We start from the raw sequence: 22610 nt of genomic DNA, 5'->3' as shown, positions 1-22610 counted from the left end.
ATAATTTAATAAATACGTTTATTTATCTTCTTTATCAAAATTTGTATCTGGTACTGGAGGATTTACACTGGGAGTATCTTCTTCGTCCCCAAAGTCTGCCATAGCTTTTGCTAAACGTGTCCCTACTTTAACTAGATAGATAGTATCATCAGTTTTTACTTCAACAGCTTCAATTAAATCATTATGTGCATTTCTAAACGAAATAATATGGTCATCATCATATCCATCGGGGAATTTTTCAACTAAAAGATTCAAAATATCTTTATTAAGTTTTTGATAATCTACAATAATGCGTTTCATTTTTTAAAATTGGTTAAGTTTTAACATATATTGGTACTGTTAATATACAAATTAATTTTTGAAATAAATAAATATTTATTAGGAATTTTCTTTCACAAACAAACAAAGCAGATGTATATCTATTAAGAATAGATATTTTGGAATAAACGGAAGTTAGCTCTAAAATTCGGTGGTTTATCCAGCAAACTACTTTTGAATTTGACTTCCTAATTTTCAAAAGCCCGAACGTGTAAACACATTTCATAATGTTTAGCTAAGTGCTATTACAAATGAAATATAAAAAATTTAATTTTAGGTTTTTTTTATATTATTTTTTGTGAAAATTTTAGAGAAAGAAAAAATACTTTTTAGATGAGTTCATAAAAAAGGCTGCCCAAAGGGCAGCCTAAAAGTATATACTTAATTATTGCTGTTTACAACTCTTCTAATTGGGTAATCGTATTAACGTCTGTTTCAACATCATTACCATCTGCATCTTTCGTTAATGCAACTTCGGTTGTATAAGTTACCTTAAAACTTTTGCCAACCAAAGCTTGTGAACCTAAATCGAAACTACCTGAAACAGCATCGTCAATTTTCTGAAATGCCAACTTATGGGTTTCACCATTACTTTGAACCGTAAAAATATAGGCGCTACCATCATGACCATCATAAACGGCATCAACCTCCTTAGAATCTTGAATAACCAATTGCACTCCATTTAAAGGCACTTCTGTTTTAAAACTTGACAATGTAAAAAACAGCATCATAAAACTACATAACATAAATAAAAACTTTGTTCTCATTTTGATAAAATTTAAAAAATTAAAATAAAATAATTTGCAGGAATCAACCTGTAGGTTAAGTTCATAATATACCTATAGCTTTACGTCTAAAACTATTGATAGTTATTATATTATAAGTTACGCACCAGCATTTTTTTTAGATTTCAAAAAACGGGTTTTAACTAAAGATTAACAAAAGATTATTTAAATGACCTGCAAGAAAACAAACCTACGTTTAATCACTTCATACTCCTGCTTATTATAAAAACAACGGAATAATGTTATTATAAAGAAAAAAAGGGTTATTATTTATTGGAATTTTTGCGCAATAATTGCAATCGTTGCTATTAAAGCATTTTTAAAGTATTTAATTCCTGTTCAGTGAGATGCTTCCACGAACCGCGAGGAATATCCTTTTTAGTAAGGTGTCCTATGGCAACACAATCTAAATTTTCAATCTCATATTTTAAATAATCAAATATTGTACGAATGATCGTGTTTCCTGTGTTTTTAACCTTAAGACCTATTTCTTTCTTTGAAGCTCCCTGAATATAGCTAATTTCTTCAACTGCAATTAGTTTTCCTTCTACTTTAAAACCTGTTTGAATCTTTTTTAAATCTTCTAGTTTTAAGTTTTTATTCAACTCTATATGAAACAAACGAGCTACTCCATTTTTAGAGTTTGTAAACTTGTCTACAATAGTATCATCATTGGTAAATAACAATAAGCCTTTAGAATTCCTACCTAAACGACCAATGGGTTTTATTTTTGAAGTTGTAGCATTAGCAACTAAATCCATAACGGTTCGCCCCTTACCTTCACTAGTCGTTGTAGCAAAACCTTTTGGCTTGTTAAGCAACACATAAGCTTTTTTCTCTGGGTTAATACGAGCACCATCATAACGTACCTCATCTCCTATCTTAACTTTATAACCCATTTCTGTAATGACTTTTCCATTTACAGAAACTAAACCTGTAGCAATATGAACATCGGCTTCTCTGCGAGAACATACTCCAGAATTGGCTACGTATTTGTTTAATCTAATCTCGCTAGGGTTGGATGGTTTTTTATTTTGATGACCATCATTCTTTTTAAAGGGGGCTTTTCCTTTTGCAAAACTTTTCTTGAAGTCTTTTTTAGAACTTCCAACCGAAGTTTTCCCTTTTCTTTGTCCTCCTTGTTGCTTAGCCATGACTCTGTTTTTTTGCAAAGATATAGTTAAATTTATGATTGACAGCTTAGGAATGTCTATTTGTTTTTGTCCTCAAACTTAACTGTAGATTGACGTGTTCTATTAATACTGAGCTTGGTTACATCTGGTCTTGAATAATGTCCAACGGGATCAAAATTTTGACGCTCTTCCAATACGCGATTAAAATCGATTGTTTCTATAATTAAACCTTCTTTATGCAATACAGGTTCGACAATCCACGCTCCATCTGGCCCTGCTATACAACTACCACCATTGGCCAAAATATCTGGAGCTTTTTCTAATATTTTATTCAAATGCGGCGTGTCTTCTGGGAAATCACTCTTAGCCATTAAACTAGATACCGATATGACAAATGAACGTGATTCCCGCGCTATAAAACGGGTAATATCTTTTGTATTATGATCACTCCCTGGCCAAACGGCAATATGCAAATCTTCACCCAAACCATACAGAGCAGCTCTTGGCAATGGCATCCAATTTTCCCAGCAATTTAATCCGCCAACAGTAAATTGCTTTAAAGGATGCACTTGCAAACCATGGCCATCGCCTGGCGACCATGTTAAGCGCTCATCATAAGTTGGTTGTAATTTTCTATGCACTGACTGAATACTTCCTTCTGAATTTATGTATACTAAAGAAGCATATACGCTATGTCCACCACGATCTAATGGACGTTCTATAACCCCCAAATAAACAGCCATTTTATGCGCTTTTGATAGTGCACAAATGGATTCTAAATCTCCTTTTTCTATACAAACTGCATGAGAAACATAATGCGCATGCAATTCTTTATTTACTGCCTTATTCCATTCTGCGCCCCCTGTTAATGCTAACCAAAATGGGTATCCTGGTACCAACCCCTCTCCAAAAACAATTAGTTCTACACTTTCTTTGGATGCATCGACCATAGATTGCTCCACTTTTTTTAGAGTTTCTGTTTTATTCAACCAAACTGGCGAAACCTGAGCAAGTGCTACTTTTAATATATTGTCTCTCATTAAATTCTATTTAAAACGATTGTAATATCAATTAACAAAATACTAAAAACACCTAGTACAATTATGAATTTTAGCGTATTATGAAGTATCAGGTAATGTGTCTTTGTGTTAGATTTCCATAGCACTACCAAAAAACCCAACAATAATAATGTACTTAAATAAAAATACAGATACATATGCCCTAATTCAAACCTAAACAACAACAAGTATGTTGGGGCCAGGGTTAAAACAGATAAAATAGTCAACATCAACTTAGACATTTTTTCACCATAGGCAATGGGAATAGTTTTATAATTCTGAGCCAAATCGCCTTTTATGTTTTCCAAATCTTTGGTAAGCTCCCGCATAGAAATAATTAAAAACAAAAACATAGCATGCACAAAAATGACCGTTTCGAAATTTTTATAATACATAAAAATGGCGAAAAATGGTGTTATGGTTAAAACAGCAGATGTTAGGTTTCCTATAAACGGTAACTTTTTTAATTTATGGGAATAAAACCAAATACCAAAGATGTAAATAGAAAAGAAAAGGACTGCTTTAAAAGAAACATAGCTAGCCATAATAACTGCTAAAAAGTTCAAAACAAAATAAAAAGAGAGTTTTGTGTTTTGACTCACTAATCTGTCCAATCTGGATTTAATAGGCCTATTGATTAAATCTTTCTCCGAATCATAAAAATTATTTATAATATAGCCCCCTGCTATAGTTGCGGCAGATGCCAAAACAATCATGAATAAATTAAGATCTAAAACAACTTGTTTTAATGTTTTATTATAGGCTAAAATATAGATGGATGTTAAATATTGGGCAATAATAATAATTAAAATATTGTAGCCTCTTACAACAGAAAATAAGCTAAAAAACTTAAGTAAAATATGTTTTTGCCTTCTGCTTAGCATAAAAAGACCAAATATTTGAAATTATGAAACACACTTCGCTTTAGTTTACCTTGAGCGCAAAGAAAGGCTCAATATAAAAATTCAGAACAATAACGATACACGAAAGTTAGAAATTGTAAACGACCTCTAATTTATAGTCACTAAGTGATTGTTTTGCTCTATCAATATCCTCAGTAAACCCTAAAATATAGCCGCCACCTCCAGAACCACAAAGCTTTAAATAATATTCGTTTGTTTCAATACCTTTTTTCCAAAGCTCATGAAACTGCTGTGGAATCATGGGTTTAAAGTGGCTTAAAACGACTTTTGACAAGCGCTTCGTATTTTTAAATAACGATTTAATATTTCCATTTAAAAAATCGTCAATACAAGCATCGGTATGTTTTATAAACTGGTCTTTAAGCATACTACGGAAACCTTCTTGCTTCATATTTTCCATAAAAATGCTCACCATAGGTGCTGTTTCCCCTATAATACCACTATCTAATAGAAATACAGCATTTTTACCTTCATTCTTTTGCGAAGGTATACCTGTGGCTTCAATATTATCTTTAGAATTTATGAGAATAGGAATACTTAAATAACTATTTAATGGATCCAATCCAGAAGATTTGCCATGAAAAAAGGACTCCATAGCTGAAAAAATGGCTTTTAGCTTCAGAAGTTTTTCTCGGGTTAAATTCTCTAAAACTGTAATTTTGTCTTGGGCATATTTATCGTAGATAGCGGCAACCAAAGCGCCACTGCTTCCTACACCATAGCCTTGCGGAATTGATGAATCGAAATACATGCCTGCATGGACATGTTGATTTAGCAATGCTAAATCAAAAGTCACTAGTTTTGAATCGACATTTTCCAAGTGGCTGACAAAACCCTTTAAACTTTTATTAGACTCAATAGCCGTCTCTGAAGGATTTTCATCCGTCTTTAATGCACCATTATAAAAGTTATAAGGAATAGATAACCCTTTGGAATCTTTAATGATACCATACTCTCCAAAGAGTAGTATTTTTGAGTAAAAAAGAGGTCCTTTCATAAATCACTTTTGATTTGGTTTAGCAAAATTACAATTGTTTCGCTCCAAATCCAATTTTATCGTTAATATACTGACCTTTTTGACAAAATACAACTAATTCATTCTTAATGAATTCACAAACTTGTTCACATTCACTTTCTGGGTACAAGACGTGTACATTAGCACCCGCATCCAGGGTAAAACAAATTTTTGAGTTTGTTGCTTGCCTAAACGTCCAAATTTTATTGATTATTTCTAAGGTATTAGGCTTCATCAAAATAAAATATGGCATACTGGTCATCATCATGGCATGAAGCGTTAATGCTTCGCTTTCAACAATGCCTATAAATGTATCCAAGTCGCCATTCTTAAATACGCTTATTAAACTAGATAGATTTCTATGTGCTTGTTTAAAGCGTTTTTGCGCAAACGGGTGACCGTGCATTAAGTTATGCCCAACCGTGCTACTTACTTGTTTTTCACCTTTATCAACCAACAAAACAGTGTCTTGGTAATTCTTAAAATTTTTATGCACTTCAAAAGGATACTTGATACCGAATAAGTCCGAGCTACCATCAATTTCTCCATGTTTACCCCAAACTACTAAATCACCTTCTAAACTTCTACATGCACTTCCAGAACCCAATCGCGCTAAAAACGACGCTTTTTGAATGAAGAAATCGTCGTTCAAAAACCTTTCTGCCGTTTTTAAAGAAGTATCAGATTCTATTAATGATTTCTCAATGCTCATTAAACATAAGGCCAAAGCGCTCATACCACTTGCAGAAGACGCGATACCAGAACTATGAGGAAAGGTATTTGATGTTTCAATTTTAAAATGATAGGCTTTTAAAAATGGTAGATACACTTCTATTCGTTTGAAAAAAGTTTCGATTTTTGGTTTGAAATCATCTTTTTTATCACCATCAAGAAAAATATCAAAAGAGTAATCATCTTGATTATCCTTTTTAGAAAAACTTAAGATTGTAGTTGTTTTACAGCTATCGAGTGTAAAACTAATTGATGGGTTTCCTGGAATTTGGTGTTCTTTTTTACCCCAGTATTTAACTAAAGCGATATTACTTGGCGATGACCATGTAAAACTTCCGTTTTCAACTGAGTTTGCATAAACTTTAGGGATAAATCGTTTTTCTAGCATTCTAATTTAAATCTACCTTTATAATATCGAGAATTAATATTTGGCAAAAATAGGAAATATCCAATTGGTCACCTATTTGTAAATTACAATTTGACGCAACCAAATAGGCTATTTAGTATCTAGTAAAAATAAACCTTGAAAATATTATGAAAAAAATCATACTACTTTTTTCTCTAATCGGATTTATTTCATCTTGTTCAAATGATGACAATACAAATCAAAATACCTTAAATGGCACTTGGCACTTAATAGATGTTACCTGTGAATGCATGCCTGTCGATTTTCAAATAGGGGAACATGTTTGGAATTTTGATTTATCAAACAAGAAAATAAGTGTTCTTAATAATCCTGATGAAAATCTACAAATACTAGATACAGGAGATTATACTTTTACATTGAAAGCAAAGAAAATAAAAATTCTATCTGTAGAATATGATTACTATTTCAAAAATGGAAACTTATTTTTATCTGATCATCCAGAAATAGACGGCCCTTTGATGGAATTCACAAGAAATTAAGACACGTTTGAAGATGATACCAATTCCAAAAGCTTTACCATTGTTTTATAGTTTCTAGCTGTGGACGTTGTTTTTAGTTTACGCTCAAAAAAATTGTTGTTGTATTTCGCCTTTCCGTAACCCATTGAACAATAGAAATAAATACAGGTGTCTGTTATAACAAATTCTTCGTTTGAATATGACATTTTCGAAGCTTCAGCAATTAAGTCTTTATCTGGAATAGCATATAACAACGTAAAATAACTGTTTATTTTCTTTTCTTCAGGAAAAGGGCAATCGTCAAAAACCTTTTGTAAGTCTTCTGGTGTCTTTATAAGAATGGGAACTTCAAAACCGAAATGTGTTTTGATAGCCTTATGTATTTTCAATTCCAATTTTTGGCTATCTTTCTCTGTTGATTTAAAAATAACATTCCCACTTTGAATATAGGTCTGTACTTCTTCTAAACCAGAATTAGTGAGCAACTCTCGCAACTCTGCCATGGGGATTTTTTTTTGTCCGCTAACATTAATGCCTCTTAAAAGTGCGATGTATTTTTTCATTTAAAAATCTTGTTTTTGATTGAATATATGATAAATTATAATATTACCTCCCTCTTTAATAACATAATGGATTGAGTAGTTAAATTTGTTAAACCCAAGCACTCTAATGTTTTTGTACTTAATTTGAAATGCTGTTGGCATAGAAGTAATGAGCCTCAGTTGACTAATTAATTCATCCATAAACATACCATCTTTATTCATCAACTTAAAATAGCATAAAGCTCTGTGAAGTTCTAGCTTAGCTTCTGACGAAAATCTATAATTTTCTTCCATAGCGAGCTAAAACCTCAGCAACAGATGTTGTTTTCAAACTTCCTTCTTCGTCTCTTTTTATCATATCATCCATCATAGTTTTATACGCTTCTGAAGGTTCGCTAAATCGTGCTGCAGTATCTTCTAATGTATATTCAATATAATTTTTAAGTGAACGCTTTTGGAGTTTCGCCTGTTTTTCAAGGATCTCGATAGCTTTATCGTCTAATTCTATCAGTTTTTTTGTTTTTCCCATAATATAGATTATATATATCAAATATATAAAACATATACCAAACTGACCAATCCTTGAATTAATAAACAGATTTAGCTACGATATAAGCTCCTGTCCAGGCATTTTGGAAATTAAATCCTCCTGTGATGGCATCAATATTTAAAATTTCACCTGCAAAATACAGGTTTTTGTGTAGCTTACTTTCAAAAGTTTTAAAATTCACCTCTCTTAAATCTATTCCTCCAGCCGTAACAAACTCTTCCTTAAAGGTACTTTTTCCTGTAACTTTAAAAACAGCCTCCGTTAATTGCGATGCCAAAGCTTCTAATTGTTGCCTATTTAGGTCTGCCCATGTCGTTGAAATTGAAATATGGGATGCTAACACCAATTGTTGCCATAACCTTTTTGGTAATTCGTATTGAGAAAATTTAAACACCGTTTTTTTTGCTAAGTCTTGTTTGAATACTTTTAAATCTGCTAAACAATCTTCAAAGGCGTACTTTATAAAATTGATTTTAATTTGAAATTTATAATCGCGTTTTGCCAATTCTAAGGCACCAAATGCAGATAATTTTAAAATGGCTGGCGCACTCATACCAACATGCGTAATGAGCAACGGTCCCTCAGACTCTAAATCACTATCAACAACTTTAACACTTACATTTTGAGCCACGACTCCTGGAATATCTTTTATTCGGGGGTCTTTAATATCGAAAGTAAAAAGTGAAGGTACGGGTTGCGAAATAGTATGTCCTAAACCTTCCAATAGGTTCCACATTTTTGGGTTACTACCTGTTGTCATCACAACTTTTTCTGAAACAAATCCTCCTTCAGTTGTTTCTAATTCCCATAGATTACGCTTCTTTTTAATGGATTTTACCGGATGGTTGTACAATACCTCGACTCCTTTTTTCTCTGCCTCACTTAAAAAACAGTCAATAATGGTTTGAGACGAATTGGACTCAGGGAATATACGGCCATCGTCTTCAATTTTTAATATCACACCACGTTTTTCAAACCATTCTATGGTATCGCCAGTCATAAATTGATGGAAAGGTCCCAGTAATTCTTTTTCACCTCTCGGATAATTTTGTACCAATTCTGAAGGAATAAATTCTGCATGTGTTACATTGCAACGACCACCACCAGATATTTTCACTTTTTGAAGCCCTTCCTTACCACGTTCAAGGATGGCTACTTTCAAACTCGGGTTTTGCTCAGCGATATTAATGGCCGCAAAAAAACCTGCTGCGCCACCTCCAACAATAATAATGTCTTTTTCTATCATATTCTATCTGGAAAATCAGAAATCACCCCATCTACTTTATGTTTTTTCATGCGAGAAATCGTTTTTTTATCGTTAACAGTATAAGTAAAGACCTTAAACCCTAAACTTTTTATTGTAGAAATATGTGTTTTGGTCAACATCGTATAATCTGGGTGTATAGCTACAGCATGTATTGTCTTCCCAAAAGCGATAGCTTGATCTAAATCGGTATCTGTTAATACGCCTAATGGTATTTTTTTATTGATTTTATAAACCGAAGCCAATAAATCCTGTTGAAAGCTGGACACTATAAAATCTTGATATTTCCAACCCTTCTTGTCTACATAAAAATCGATTAACCTACTTGTTTCTTCTACCGTATTTTTTCCTTTTAATTCAATATTCAAAAGGCATTTTTTGTCAATGAGATTCAAAACGTCTTCTAGAGTTGGAATACTGTATTGCTCCTTCACTTTTAAATGTTTCAATTCTGAAAGTATATGTTCTGAAATCTCACCGCTTCCGTTAGTTACCCTGTCTAGGGTAAAGTCATGAAACACAACTAATTCACCCGAAGCACATTGGTGAATATCAATTTCAATACCATCAACATCAAGACTTAAAGCGTGTTGAATAGATTCTATAGTATTTTCGGCAACATACCCTTTCGCTCCTCTATGACCTATTCTTAAACATGTTTTATTCATTAATAAGTTTTTATACCAAAAATATCTCTGTAAATTTAGCATTATAAATGATGATCACCCACATGAATAAATTTCTTTTATTAGCAATACTATTAACAGCTTCGTGCAACCAGGATAGTGTATACATAATTGCTAATTTACCAAAAACCTTAGATGAGGTTTCAGGCATAGAAACAGTACCAAACTCAGATTTACTATGGATGCTGAATGACGGTGGGAATGTCTCTAAAATTTATGGTTTAAACAAAAAGGGAACTATTAAAAAAGAGTTGAAAATTAATGCAAAAAATCATGATTGGGAAGATTTGGCGTCAGACAAAAAAGGTAATCTTTACATAGGCGATTTTGGAAATAATGAGAACAAACGCAAAAATTTAGCTATCTTAAAAGTGAGTACCGAAACTTTAAAAAACTCAAAAAAAGCCAAGGTTGAACGTATTTCTTTTAAATATTCGAATCAGAAAAAATTTCCTCCCAAAAAGAAAAAATTACATTTTGACTGTGAAGCATTTTTCCATTATAATGATAGCCTCTATTTATTCACCAAAAGTCGTGTGAAAAACAATTTTGGAAAAACATATTTATATAAAATCCCTGCAAAAAAGGGAAATCATGTAGCACAACTGGTTAGTACCTTTAGTTCTTGTGACGATGTACATTGTTGGGTAACTTCTGCCGATATAAGTAACGATGGCAAACAAATGGTTTTATTAACCCAAAAATCATTCTTGGTATTTACCGATTTCAAGTCTGATGATTTCTTTAGCGGCAAACTTAGAACCTATAATTTTAAAAACATATCGCAAAAAGAGAGTATTTGCTTTAAAGACAACAATACCGTTTATATTACAGACGAAAGAGCTCATGGCGAAGGTGGAAATTTGTATGAGTTTAAATTGAAATAGTTTAGGAAACTACAGAGGCACTAGAATTCAGTTTAACTAATTCTATTTAAGATAATTATTCGATTTAACTTTTGTAGTTACTTCTTTTTTAAGACGGGTACTCAAGGGTAATATGTGCTCTTTTACAAAAACCTTATTTTCTGAAATCTTGTCAATTTTATGCAACGCTACTAAAAATGATTTATGTGTTTTTATAAAATCTTCTTCTGGCAAAGAAAGCTTAATACCTTTGAGGGTACTATGGGTAATAAGGGTTTCGGCGGTAGTTACAATCTTAACATAATTTTGTTGTGCTTCTACAAATAGAATAGTATTCAATTTTACTTTTTTAATTTCCTTATCTTGTTTAACAAACAAATAGCTTTCTGGAGCTTTGTTATACATAAGATCACGTGCTTTGCCTACGGCTTGCTTGAAACGCTCAAATGAAATAGGTTTTACAAGATAATCGATCACATTGAAGTTGTAGCTTTCTAATGCGTGTTCGGAATAAGCCGTTGTCATAATAACTGGGGGTGTGTCTTTTTGTTTTTTAAGCCATTCTATCCCCGTAATGATAGGCATTTGAATATCAAGAAATAAAAGGTCTACGTGATTTTCTTGCAAAAACACTTGAGCCTGTCTGGCATTTTTACAAACCCCAATAACCTCCAATGATACGATATCGTAACAATATCCTTTCAAAGCTTCTCTAGCTATAGGTTCATCATCTACAATGAGGCATTTTAATACAGTCATTTAAAATATATTTTTAGAGACACTTTATAGATATTTCCATCCTTAAAACTCTGTAAGCTGTATTGATCTGGGTACAAAAGGGCTAATCTTCGTTGAACATTTTTTAATCCGATACCTCCAACGCTTTTCGTATTTTCTAACGTATCAAAAGTATTTTCTATCTTACAAATTAACGCCCCTTCGACCTCTTTTATTAATATACTTACTGTATTTTCTTCAGGATCATCATAATCACTTAGATGTTTGAAGGCATTTTCAATAAACGGGATGAGTAGCAATGGAGCAATCTGTTGTTGTTTATTTTCATTAGAAATATCATATTTCAACGTAATGTCACCCCCTTTCCTAATTTTTTCTATCTCTATATATTGTGAAATATAGTCTAGTTCTTTTTTTAAAGCTATCTTTTGGGTACCACTTTCATACAATTGATAGCGGAGCAAGTTAGAAAATTGAAGCAACGTGTTTTTTGCGAGTGTGCTATTTTTTCCTATTAGATGATAAATACTATTAATGCCGTTAAATAAGAAATGAGGGTTGAGCTGTGCTTTCAAATATTTAAGTTCGCTATTGTGTGTTTCTTTCAAAAGTTCATGTTTCATTTTTTCAGATTTGAAATACTCTAAAGGAAACCGAAATAAAAAGCCTAAAAAGGTATAAAAGACATTAAAAATGAAGTCTGGAAACAACCAAATAACAAAGAATTCAAAGAAAGTAAATGGTTCATCTAAAACATTGTTAGTAACAGTGTAGTGGTAATTTAAATAACCTTCAATACTACTAACGAAAATAAAAAAGAGTATGGTTGATAGCAGGAATTTTGAAACTTCATTTTTTATAAAAAAATAGGGAACTGTAAAAAAGTATTGCCAATAAAACAGCAACATGTTACTTAAAATCCCATAAGTAAAAGCGATGTACAATAAGTTGTTCTCGGTAGAAAAACCATTCCAAGAAAGATTTTCAAAACCCAGAAATGCAAGACTCCAATGTGCACTCCAAAAAATCAAGTGTGCAATAAAAATCCAACTTTGCAATGTTTTCTTTATCATAAGTTCAAACCACTTCTGTCATGAATACTTCAAAGTGAAATTATTCGGCAATTTAATAGTTTTTGAATTCTTTATGCTTGATTTATTTAATTGATGAGATTGAGAATCTCAAAACACAAGGTATCAATAACGTTTCTTTTCGGGTGAAAAGTAGAAATATTGGTGAGCATAATAACACTTTTTTGTGTTTCTTTATTAATAAGAACACAGGAAGTATATCCCTCTGTTCCTCCATTGTGAAAAAGGATTTTCTGATCACCTTGACTAATAATGTGCCAACCTAACCCTAAGGAAACTTGCTTGTTTTCTATATGCGTAACATTTTGTGTTAAATTATAAACACTGGAATTCCCCATGTGCATCCTTACAAATTTTTCCAAATCGGTTACACTTGATTTTATTGCACCCGCACCTTCAAGAACATCAAAATTCCAGTTGGACACTACTTGCCCTTGTGGACCTAGTCCTCTAACTAGACTTATTTCTGAAACTTGTTTTAAAACCGTAGTGGAACTATTCATCCCTAAGGGTTTGAATATTTTTTCTTGCAACAATGCCTCATAGCTCTTTTTGGTTTTTAGAGTTAACAAATGACCTAATAAACCTGCACCTAGATTAGAGTAAGTACTTTTTTCACCTACCCTAGATTCTGTTTTGAAATCTGTTTTTAAATACTCGTGTAATTTATCGGAAGTATAAGAATGGTACGGATCACTCTCATCAAGAGCTATCAAAGGCATTATATTTTGAGGAAGTGCTGGTAAACCTGACGTATGATTGGCAAGTGTTTTTAATGTTATGTTTTCTTGATCCTCAGATGGTGTTTCCAGCTTAAAAGGAAGTAAATCTACGACGCGATCATTTAATGATAATTTTTCCTCGATAACCAATGCTGCTAAAAGCGTAGACGTAAATACTTTTGTAACAGAACCTATTTCAAAAATAGCATTTTGATTAGTTTTGGTTTGCAGGGTATCACTTTTTCGAATAATTCCAAAAAACTCACTTTGTTTGTTATCTATCAATGCAAGTGATATTTCTGTCTGATTGGGAAAAAAAGCAAGCTTTTCTTCCAAAAGAGCAGCTATTTTATCATTTTTTATTTCGTCACGAAGGTTTCCTTGTGCTCTTGAAATTTTAGTGTATCCTAGAACTAAAAAAACAGTAAGTAGTACAATTTTAGATGAGATTGAAGTCATAATTTTATGTTTTGTTTCTCCGAAAATATATATTATTCACAGAGGTATTAATCTATTTTGATTAACGCTTCTATTTTTTTGATAAACGTAGAAAAATTGCAAGATACCCTTGTGGTTGTCTTAATCCCTTCTAGTTTATTTGAGATTCGTTATAAACAGTCAGCTATGCATTCTATTTATATAGAAAGGCTAAAATTATACAGTCTTAATTTTAAAATGAGTCGGACTGAATATAGTAGTAAAGTAATATTGATAAAATCTCACCTATTTTTTTAAGGCAAAGGAAAATAATGAGATCCAGAAACGAGTTCAGGATTAGAACCCAAACCCTAACCTAAAGGCTAAACGCAAACCATCATCACTATTAAATGCCGATAGGTTTAAAGTAACCATATCTGCTGCATTAGCAAAAATACCACCACCAACAGAGGTATTCCAAGTATTTGAATGATCATTTGGATTTAATAAGAATGTGTCATCAACCCAAACACGACCATAATCTACACCCCCATAAAACCCTATATTTAAAGGGAGCACCCCTGTTTTTAACTTACGCAAATTTAATCGTATATCGGTACTTTGTACAAAAGAGCTCTTTCCTGTAAATCGTTCATTTCTATAGCCTCTTAAACCATTATTTGCTCCAATATTAGCTCCTTGATAAAATTCGAAATCATCTCCAAAATTAATATGACCTTTTAATTTTGTTGCCAATACCAGTTGTCCGCTAGGCATTAGTTTATAATCGAAACCAAGTTCAGGGATGATATATGCAAAGCCTTTGGATTTGTTCACATTATTTTTGTATCCAGTTTGGAGCGCTACCATCATTCCTAAAGTTGGAAATGCTTGATTATCGTAATTTTCATATTGATATTTGGCATCTATGCCATAAAAATCGTTTTCAACTTCTACATCATCTCCAATAAATTGATCATTAATAAACCGCCCTATTGTCTCTTCTACTTCATAAGATTCATATAACAACCCTATTTTAAAACTAGCTCCTAAACGGCCTCGCCAAATTAATGATGGCTCAAATTTTAGCGTTTTTAACTTCACACGATTATAATCTAATCCTACATCTAGGCCATCATTATCGTCGGCTTCAGGGTTTAGTGTATTATTACCAAATCCAAAGAAATTAATCGCATAGTTAGGACTTGTAAACCGGGCCTGAAAGCCCAAATTCATGTTTCCTATAACTTTTGCAAATTCACCATTATACCCAAAATCGAAACCCTGCGTTGCGAAATAATAGGCTCCAGAAATAGTATGTCTGGATGTGAAAGGGTTACGCATAAAACCATAATTGGTCAACGTATTAGCAAACCCAATTTTAAGTCCATCATCTGGGTTAGCCCCAAAAGTAGGTATAAATTGATTACTACTATTTTTCAGCTTTTTATAATCATACACATTTGTTTCGTAATCATCAGTGAGTCTTTTTCGCCCATTTTTAGTAACGAATGTATTGGTTTTAGATTTATAATCATAAATATCTAATCGCTTACCATTTTTAATATCGTAAGTATCATTATTTTGCCCTCCTATTAATCGTATTCTAATAAGTTTATCTCCTTTACCAGAAACATCGAATACATCATCATCATCTAAACCATAAACCCAAATTTCTTTGGTATTGGCACAGCTATACGTTCGTTGATGAAATACCTCTGCTTTTTCACCATTTTTTATTCTATACGCCGTTACTTTAGTGAATCCCCCAGGCATCCGTTCTATTTGAAACCAATCATCTTTATCGGTTCCTTTAATAACAGCAAACTTATTAATATGGTCATAATATGTATCGGAAATGGTTTGTAGATTATAACGCCTTCCTATTAGTTTTCGTTTAATGTCTCTAATCGTTTCTTGATTGACTTCTGGTGGAAAATTTAAAAATGCCTGATCAATAACAGCATCGGTTAAGTGATCTACAATATGTTTTACCTGTGCATCCCAAATATCTTTGTTAGATTGACTAATTAAAGTCATATCTAATGGATAAGGTTCCAAGTTAAACCATTTAGAGCTTTTTAAATCTTCATCATAACTTTTCAACAAACGCAACGAAGGCACTACAGTAGTAGCAAAACCGAGCAAGGCGCCATCTGCCATAATAGAAAATGCTTGATCTCTGTCTCTTGGTACGGGACGGTATATCTTTTTACCTTTTTCTTTAAATTCTGCCCAACGCCATTGGTCTTCGTGCCTATCCCAATCACCAATCAACATATCAAACAAACGTGCTCTTATATAAGCGGCTTCATCTAAAATATGGTCTTCATCTTCTTTTAATTCTTTTAGTAAATCGTCTGTACTTATTAATTCGTCTGAAAAACCAAAACTCGCTTTATCTCCATGACCTGAATCTGTACGTTCTTCTATCATATAAAGTTCGTTTCCAAATTCACTATTAAATTGACCTAATGCAGATTGCTTCGGCACATAATAAAGCACTGGATTTGTATGATAAATGCCAACAGCATCAGATAATGTTCCTATGGTAAAAGGTGCATAAGGGTGCGATCCTGTAAAAACATCCAGTAGCAAGCCTTGCGTGTAGGAATCATCAAATTGCCCTTCAATATATTGATCCTTAAATGCCACGGCCTGCAAATATTGAAGGGCCTTTTTACGAAGCGCCCTCATGACATATTCCCTACCTTGCACATCTTTTAATCGTAAAGATTTTGACTGATGCCCTCCTCCTTTTCTAACTGGAGTTAATCCACCAAAAAGTGTATCCAACCTCACTGTAGGTGCCTTAACTTTGGTACTAAATGCGTCTCGATAACGTGCTCCCCAAAATAGCTTATAAGCCCCTCCTTTGGTAGTTTCTTCTTTAGAATAAACAGAGGCCATAACTTCTTTTTCCGTATGTTCTTTATAGTTTTTTACTGCTTTTATTTCCTTCGCTTCTAAAACTTGAGCTTGAAATACTATAACATCTTCTTCCGTCGAATAAAAACGAACATGTGAAGAACCGTCTTTAAAGACATCTAGTCGCGCATAGCCTTGTGCTCCGTAAGAAAATTGCCCGTTTCCAACATTGCGAGTAGCCATTTCTTTGGAGCCTGACCCACTTATAATTTGAGGTAAATTATCCTGCACAATATATTGTAAATTATGGTCATGCCCAGATACAAAAACGACTTTATCATTTTCCTGAGATAATGCAATAATGCGCTTTCTAAACTCATTATACATCTTATTTTGAATATCCACAATTGTTACGCCTCCTGTTTTGCGGATTAAATTTTTTAGCGTTCCTAGAACAGGAATGGGTTTCATATGGCTTTCAAAAGCATATTGCCCACCATGAGAACCATTAGTAAACATGGGATGGTGCAAAGCCACAATGGTAGTTTTTCCTCTTGCCTTCTTTATTTCGCTTTCAAATTCATCAAAAAACTTGGTTCGCGTTTTTATTTCGCAATTATCGTTTATGGTTGGATGTTTGTTCCAATCGGTTAGATACCATTCGGAATCCACAACAATCATAACAATATCATCCGAGATTTTTACTTTTTCAATAGGACAACCATTTTCTGGCAAAAATGTATTTTTACCTAAACTGTTTTCGATATATTTTTCCTGCCTTTTAAGGCCTTTAAGCCCGTTACTATACCAGTCATGGTTCCCGGGAATAAAAACCGTTTTTCCTTTAAAATCTTTTACAGCCTCTGTTTGAATATTCAACTGATGTTCTGCAAATTCCCTACCCTCATTTCCTTTTTTAGGCAGACCTTTTGGGTATATGTTGTCTCCTAAAAAAAGTGCTGTGCTATTTTTTGAAGCTTTACTTAATGCCATTTTAAAAGATTGTAATGCTTTTGAAGAAGTTCCCAGAGGGGAATTACCTGCATCGCCTATCAAATAAAAGGAATGTACAATCTCTTTATCTGGGTAAGCATGAGCTTCACCTGTTTGAGCATATTGCGGTTTATAAGTAGCGCAAGCACTAAATACAAACAAGGCAATTAAAGTTAAGATAGCTTTATAGTTAATATTCATACGAGGGTTTTATGAATGATTAAAGATACTAATTAATCGTTTATTATGGTTGTATTAAAAACAACCTGACTTGCAATAGTCTTATGTACAGGGCATTTTGATGCAATTTCTTTTAAACGCTGTTTTTGTTTTTCATCCAAATCTCCAATAAATTTTAACTTTTTGCTTATATGGTCTAAATAAGTTGGAGTGTCTGTTTCTACACCTAGATCATCACTATGTTTTCTGGAATGTGTTACATACACAAACACTTCTTGTAAATCCCATTGTTTACGTTGTGCATACATCTTTAAGGTCATTGCTGTGCAAGCAACCAAACCAGCATTGAGATACTCATAGGGAGAAGGCCCAAAATCGTCACCACCAATTGAGGTAGGCTCATCTGCTATCATAAAATGGTTTTTAGTCTGAATTGAGGTTGTAAAATTGTCCTCCACTAAATTTAAATGACCTACTAGTTGTTCTCCTTTAGTTTCAAGCATGCTGTTTTCTTTGGGTTCGAAATAACGCTGGACCCAGGTTCCGATTACATTCCCTACATATTTACTATCGTTTGGATTGGATAATAGATGATCGGCAGCATCAAGTGTTACAAAACTTTTTGGATGGTGTGCATGGTGATATAATTGCTCTGCATTTTTTATACCAACTACAGTATCGGTAGGGGCATGTAAAATTAACAATGGCTTCCGTAACTTCTTTACAATAGCGGGTAAGTCGGTTTTATCGAAATCCTCAACAAAATCTTTATTGATTTTAAAAGGACGACCTCCAATATTAACTTCTACCTCTCCTTTTTCCTTAACCTCATCAATACCATGAGAAAATAAATGTTTTACATGACTCACTGTCGCTGGGGCTCCAATAGTTGCAACGGCCATAATATTTTCTAATTGGGAAGCGGCCGACAATACCGCAGCCCCACCCAACGAATGTCCAATCAATAAGGAAGGTGCTTCATAATTAGATTCCATATAATGGCTCACAGCTATTAAATCGTCTACATTAGCTGAAAAATGACTCTCAGCAAATTCGCCTTCACTTTTACCCAGACCTGTAAAATCGAATCTCACGACCCCAAAACCGTGGTTTGTTAAAGAACGGCTGATATTTTTAACAGCACTAAGTGAACTTGTACATGTAAAACAGTGTGCAAAAATGGCAAAATAATTTGGCTTTTGATTTGCTGGCAACTCTAAATAGGCCTGAAGCTTTAAGCCTTTATTATTTTGAATATCTAATTTCGAACGTTTCATTTTAAAAATCTTTATACTGTAGTCGTAGCCATAAATGCTACCTTGGTTTTATTAACTTGATCAGAAAACTTTTGCAATAACAACCTTAATTTAGGGTCTATAAATGTTTTACAAAAAGGTTTGTCAGGATTTTTTTGATAATAATTTTGAATGGCTTCCCGTGAGGGTTTAAAAAATTGAAATGGAAAGACTTTAGTTATTAACTTGTACTCGAAATCTATCTGAAAATCTTTAATAATACATTCCGATTCCTTTTTTTGTATTTCTGAGAATGAATAAACAGCAGATCGATATTTACCTCGCATAGAATGATTACTTGTACTTTTATGTGTATGCAAATGAATTTCAATGAGTGTTTTTAATGAAATATCATCGGGATTAAAATGTATAATAACGGCTTCTGAAAAACTACTATTTTCATCAACTGAAGCCACGTAACCTTGCTCAACTTTTGTAACGCCAGCCAATGATTGAAATACAGCTTCCGTACACCAATGACAACCACCACCCATGGCTATTTTATCTAATTCGTTGTTCATATAAATTTCTATATTACCCATGCCTATTTACCTTTCCTAAAAAAGGGGAGGTGTTCAATAAATGATAACAGAATTTGTTGCGTCGAAAGCTTAATAGCCTCTTTAACTTAATCAATGGTTTTTAAAAAATTAATTGCAGCATCTGGATTCAAATGAAAATCTGAAAATACCACATGATCATGCTTATCAATAAAAATAAACCAAGGGGTTCCTCCTGTTTGATAGTTGGTCATTATATTTGATCGCGACTTACCATCATCTCCAGCATCATGTCCAAACGGTATTTTTAAATCATACTTTTTTTGTGTCTCTACCATTTTTTGATACGTATTAGCATGGTGACCCTCAAAAACAGTCTGTACAGCTAAAAAAATGATATCTGGAAACTCTGCTAAAGCTTCTACCATTTTTTTTAGATCGGGTAACCCTTTACTATGACAGCCTGGACACCAGCTTTGAAAACAGTACACAATTTTAAACTTACCTTTAAAATCTGAAAGTTTTATGGCTTCTGTTTTATTTCCATGAGCATCAATCCAATCATTAACATAAAATTCTGGAGCATTAAACACTTGTGCTTGCCCTAAATGATTTGACATTATAACGGTCCTTTCTTTTTAAATTATTTCAGTTTATCTGCGTGAAGCTTGCGCAGTTTTGTCAATTTAGGCGTAATCACAAAACTACAATAACCTTGTTCTTGGTTATTTCTGTAGTAGTTTTGATGGTAGTCTTCTGCTTCATAAAATACGTCTAAAGGGCTTATTTCTGTAACCACTTGGTTATCATAATAAGGCCCCATCTCTTTTAAAACAAGCTCAGCGATTTCTTTTTGCTTTTTATTATGATAATAAATTACCGATCGGTATTGTGTTCCTTTATCTGCACCCTGTCGATTCAAGGTTGTTGGGTCATGAGTCGTCATAAAAACAACCAAAATATCTTGATAAGAAATCATGTTAGCATCAAACGTTACCTGTATCACCTCAGCATGTCCTGTTAAACCCGAACAAATTTCACGATACGTTGGATGCCCAGGTGCATGACCTCCTGAATAACCAGACACTACTTTTTCAATACCTTTTACTTCTTGGAACACTGCTTCAGTACACCAAAAACAGCCACCACCAAATGTGGCTAATTGCAAATTTTTATTTGTCATTGGCCGTCTCTTTTTCCAATTGCATCGATTCGGAATTTATACAATATCGCAATCCACTAGGTTCTGGACCATCTGGAAACACATGCCCCAAATGCGCATCGCAAGTATTACACATAACCTCTACACGTACCATACCAAATGCTGTATCTCTTTCGTACTTAATCGCATTTTCCTTAATAGGCTGTGTAAAACTGGGCCAACCAGTCCCTGAGCTAAATTTTATAGTAGAATCAAACAAAGGCGCATCACAGCATATACAGTTATATTTACCCGCATCATGTATACTACAAAGGGCACCGCTATGCGGACGCTCAGTTCCTTTTTGTCTGGTAATCCTAAATTGTTCTGGAGTTAATAGCTTGTACCATTCATCATTTGTTTTCTCAACACGTCTGTCTGGAGTGGGGTTTCCCTTTACAGAAAAATTGATTACATCTTTCCAAGTTAGCATAGTAATGTTTCCTTTCTTTTTTAATTAATATTAATATGCCTTCACCTTAATACTAGTCTAAATTAAGTTTAATACCTTACAGGCATCCATCTATTAGCTCCCATGTAAAGTAATATTGAAATATACGACAAATTATAGCGTTTAGTTTACATTAATTAAAGTTTAGTATTTTTACTAAAAATCATTTCTTTTCTATGGAAAATCTTATTGCTGAAGCGGAAAAATATGTCATCCAATATTTAAATGAGCATCTTGATAGCAAATTTGTTTATCACAATTTATCACATACACAAGATGTCGTTAAAAAGGCTAATGAATTGGCTGAACTTAGCAATTTAGAAGAAACAAACAAATCCCTTTTATTATTAAGTGCTTGGTTTCATGATACTGGTTACACAAAAAACATTGACAATCATGAAGCAGAAAGTGTGAAAATTACGAGTGCATTTTTGAAAGGTCATAATGTACCTGAAAACGATATAAAAATTATATCCGATTTGATTTTAGCTACTAAAATGGGCTATGAGCCAAAGAATGGGTTAGAAAAAATAATTAGGGATGCCGATTGCGCCCATATTGGAAGCAAAAGATTTAGTGACATCACCGAGTTACTTAGAAAAGAATGGGAACTTGCTTGTGATAAAAAACTTAGCGAAGAAGAATGGCTGAGTATGAATATTGACTTTTTATCTAACAGTCATCGTTTTTACACAAGCGAAGCTTCTGCTAAATGGGACAAAACTAAGAGTAAAAATCTAGCCCAATTACTAAAAGCACAGAATAAATTAAAGCAAGAGAATTCCAAACTAAAGCATAAAAAAGAAGAACTAAGCTTTAAAAAAAATAAAGTAGCGTTACCAGAACGTGGTATTGAGACCATGTTTAGGGTGACTCTCAAAAACCATATCACATTAAGCAATATTGCAGACACCAAGGCTAATATTTTACTATCGGTCAATGCCATCATCGTATCTTTAGTGCTTTCTAATTTGGTTTCGAAATTAGATAATGAATCCAACCATTATTTAATTGTCCCTACAATTATTTTTGTAGTATTTACAGTTATATCTATCGTACTATCCATTTTAGCTACCAGACCCAATGTGACTAGTGGTAAATTTACCAAGGAAGATGTTGCCAATAAAAAAGTTAATTTATTGTTTTTTGGGAATTTTCATAAAATGAGCCTTAAAGATTTCGAATGGGCCATGGGAGAAATGATGCAAGACAGAGAATATCTTTATTCTTCCATGAAAAAAGATTTATATTTCCTAGGACTGGTTTTAGACAAAAAATATAAAATACTTCGTTTAACTTATAGTGTATTCATGGTGGGTATTATAGTGAGTGTTATTTCATTTGCTATTGCATTTCAGTTTTTCTCCAGAGCCAACGTCTTATAATAAAACCTTAAA

The 22610-nt window shown here is 33.1% G+C and carries 24 protein-coding genes; 3 read left to right on the top strand and 21 right to left on the bottom strand.

Annotated features, from left to right (window positions below; all coding sequences use genetic code 11):
- Positions 1-18: 18 nt before the first annotated feature.
- From HHX25_RS07145 to HHX25_RS07115, 7 genes are all read right to left on the bottom strand, one after another.
- A complete protein-coding gene (locus tag HHX25_RS07145; protein WP_169671610.1) occupies positions 19-300 on the bottom strand; it encodes a hypothetical protein in 282 nt (93 codons plus the stop codon).
- Between the two features lie 413 nt (positions 301-713).
- Positions 714-1085, bottom strand: coding sequence for a hypothetical protein (locus HHX25_RS07140; protein WP_169671609.1), 372 nt, complete (start codon positions 1083-1085; stop codon positions 714-716).
- A gap of 326 nt (positions 1086-1411) precedes the next feature.
- On the bottom strand, positions 1412-2257 hold the full coding sequence (locus HHX25_RS07135; protein WP_169671608.1) for a pseudouridine synthase: 846 nt from the start codon (positions 2255-2257) through the stop codon (positions 1412-1414).
- A gap of 56 nt (positions 2258-2313) precedes the next feature.
- On the bottom strand, positions 2314-3276 hold the full coding sequence (locus tag HHX25_RS07130) for a carbon-nitrogen hydrolase family protein (protein WP_169671607.1): 963 nt from the start codon (positions 3274-3276) through the stop codon (positions 2314-2316).
- Positions 3276-4178 (bottom strand): geranylgeranylglycerol-phosphate geranylgeranyltransferase, encoded by a 903-nt coding sequence (locus tag HHX25_RS07125; protein ID WP_169671606.1) that lies wholly within the window; start codon positions 4176-4178, stop codon positions 3276-3278. The genes HHX25_RS07130 and HHX25_RS07125 overlap by 1 nt, the downstream gene beginning before the upstream one ends.
- A 106-nt stretch (positions 4179-4284) precedes the next feature.
- Complete coding sequence (locus HHX25_RS07120) at positions 4285-5214, bottom strand: mevalonate kinase family protein (protein WP_169671605.1); 930 nt, start codon at positions 5212-5214, stop codon at positions 4285-4287.
- A 28-nt stretch (positions 5215-5242) separates the two neighbouring features.
- On the bottom strand, positions 5243-6352 hold the full coding sequence (locus tag HHX25_RS07115; protein ID WP_169671604.1) for a diphosphomevalonate/mevalonate 3,5-bisphosphate decarboxylase family protein: 1110 nt from the start codon (positions 6350-6352) through the stop codon (positions 5243-5245).
- Between the two features lie 146 nt (positions 6353-6498).
- Here HHX25_RS07115 and HHX25_RS07110 point away from each other — a divergent pair, with 146 nt between their 5' ends.
- Complete coding sequence (locus HHX25_RS07110) at positions 6499-6870, top strand: hypothetical protein (protein WP_169671602.1); 372 nt, start codon at positions 6499-6501, stop codon at positions 6868-6870.
- Here the strand turns inward: HHX25_RS07110 and HHX25_RS07105 are convergent.
- Genes HHX25_RS07105 through HHX25_RS07085 form a run of 5 tightly spaced genes read right to left on the bottom strand, consistent with a single transcriptional unit; the run spans position 6867 to position 9873 of the window.
- The gene (locus tag HHX25_RS07105) at positions 6867-7412 is read right to left on the bottom strand and encodes a DUF1697 domain-containing protein (protein WP_169671600.1); all 546 of its coding nucleotides are present in this window, start codon (positions 7410-7412) and stop codon (positions 6867-6869) included. The genes HHX25_RS07110 and HHX25_RS07105 overlap by 4 nt on opposite strands.
- Positions 7413-7685, bottom strand: a complete 273-nt coding sequence (locus tag HHX25_RS07100; protein ID WP_169671598.1) for a type II toxin-antitoxin system RelE/ParE family toxin — start codon at positions 7683-7685, stop codon at positions 7413-7415.
- Positions 7669-7920, bottom strand: coding sequence for a hypothetical protein (locus tag HHX25_RS07095; protein ID WP_169671596.1), 252 nt, complete (start codon positions 7918-7920; stop codon positions 7669-7671). The genes HHX25_RS07100 and HHX25_RS07095 overlap by 17 nt, the downstream gene beginning before the upstream one ends.
- A gap of 58 nt (positions 7921-7978) precedes the next feature.
- Positions 7979-9187 (bottom strand): BaiN/RdsA family NAD(P)/FAD-dependent oxidoreductase, encoded by a 1209-nt coding sequence (locus HHX25_RS07090; RefSeq protein ID WP_169671595.1) that lies wholly within the window; start codon positions 9185-9187, stop codon positions 7979-7981.
- Complete coding sequence (locus HHX25_RS07085; RefSeq protein WP_169671593.1) at positions 9184-9873, bottom strand: glycerophosphodiester phosphodiesterase; 690 nt, start codon at positions 9871-9873, stop codon at positions 9184-9186. The genes HHX25_RS07090 and HHX25_RS07085 overlap by 4 nt, the downstream gene beginning before the upstream one ends.
- A 62-nt stretch (positions 9874-9935) precedes the next feature.
- Between HHX25_RS07085 and HHX25_RS07080 the strand changes: the two genes are divergently transcribed.
- Entirely contained in the window at positions 9936-10778 is an 843-nt protein-coding gene (locus HHX25_RS07080) for a hypothetical protein (RefSeq protein WP_205958009.1), read from the top strand.
- A 42-nt stretch (positions 10779-10820) separates the two neighbouring features.
- Here HHX25_RS07080 and HHX25_RS07075 read toward each other — a convergent pair whose 3' ends face one another.
- From HHX25_RS07075 to msrB, 9 genes are all read right to left on the bottom strand, one after another.
- On the bottom strand, positions 10821-11516 hold the full coding sequence (locus HHX25_RS07075; RefSeq protein ID WP_169671591.1) for a LytR/AlgR family response regulator transcription factor: 696 nt from the start codon (positions 11514-11516) through the stop codon (positions 10821-10823).
- Positions 11513-12568, bottom strand: coding sequence for a sensor histidine kinase (locus HHX25_RS07070; RefSeq protein WP_169671589.1), 1056 nt, complete (start codon positions 12566-12568; stop codon positions 11513-11515). Before HHX25_RS07070 ends, HHX25_RS07075 begins: the two co-directional genes overlap by 4 nt.
- An 86-nt stretch (positions 12569-12654) precedes the next feature.
- On the bottom strand, positions 12655-13767 hold the full coding sequence (locus tag HHX25_RS07065; protein ID WP_169671587.1) for a serine hydrolase domain-containing protein: 1113 nt from the start codon (positions 13765-13767) through the stop codon (positions 12655-12657).
- Positions 13768-14082: 315 nt separating this feature from the next.
- Positions 14083-17787 carry a metallophosphoesterase gene (locus HHX25_RS07060; RefSeq protein WP_169671585.1) on the bottom strand — a complete coding sequence of 1235 codons (3705 nt, stop codon included), beginning with the start codon at positions 17785-17787 and terminating at the stop codon, positions 14083-14085.
- A gap of 32 nt (positions 17788-17819) precedes the next feature.
- Positions 17820-19043: a bifunctional alpha/beta hydrolase/OsmC family protein gene (locus HHX25_RS07055; RefSeq protein ID WP_169671583.1), complete on the bottom strand. Its 1224-nt coding sequence runs from the start codon at positions 19041-19043 to the stop codon at positions 17820-17822.
- 11 nt (positions 19044-19054) lie between these two features.
- The gene (locus tag HHX25_RS07050) at positions 19055-19582 is read right to left on the bottom strand and encodes a peptide-methionine (S)-S-oxide reductase (RefSeq protein ID WP_169671581.1); all 528 of its coding nucleotides are present in this window, start codon (positions 19580-19582) and stop codon (positions 19055-19057) included.
- Between the two features lie 107 nt (positions 19583-19689).
- Positions 19690-20181, bottom strand: a complete 492-nt coding sequence (locus tag HHX25_RS07045) for a peroxiredoxin family protein (protein ID WP_169671579.1) — start codon at positions 20179-20181, stop codon at positions 19690-19692.
- 23 nt (positions 20182-20204) lie between these two features.
- Positions 20205-20744, bottom strand: coding sequence for a peptide-methionine (S)-S-oxide reductase MsrA (msrA, locus tag HHX25_RS07040; RefSeq protein WP_169671577.1), 540 nt, complete (start codon positions 20742-20744; stop codon positions 20205-20207).
- Positions 20734-21195 (bottom strand): peptide-methionine (R)-S-oxide reductase MsrB, encoded by a 462-nt coding sequence (gene msrB, locus HHX25_RS07035; protein ID WP_169671575.1) that lies wholly within the window; start codon positions 21193-21195, stop codon positions 20734-20736. Before msrB ends, msrA begins: the two co-directional genes overlap by 11 nt.
- Positions 21196-21389: 194 nt before the next feature.
- Between msrB and HHX25_RS07030 the strand changes: the two genes are divergently transcribed.
- Complete coding sequence (locus HHX25_RS07030) at positions 21390-22598, top strand: Pycsar system effector family protein (protein ID WP_169671574.1); 1209 nt, start codon at positions 21390-21392, stop codon at positions 22596-22598.
- Positions 22599-22610 lie beyond the last annotated feature (12 nt).

The sequence above is a fragment of the Flavivirga algicola genome, assembly GCF_012910715.1.
Taxonomy (GTDB): domain Bacteria; phylum Bacteroidota; class Bacteroidia; order Flavobacteriales; family Flavobacteriaceae; genus Flavivirga; species Flavivirga algicola.
Note: the sequence above shows the minus strand (reverse complement) of the source record. Positions and strands in the feature narration are given on the sequence as shown.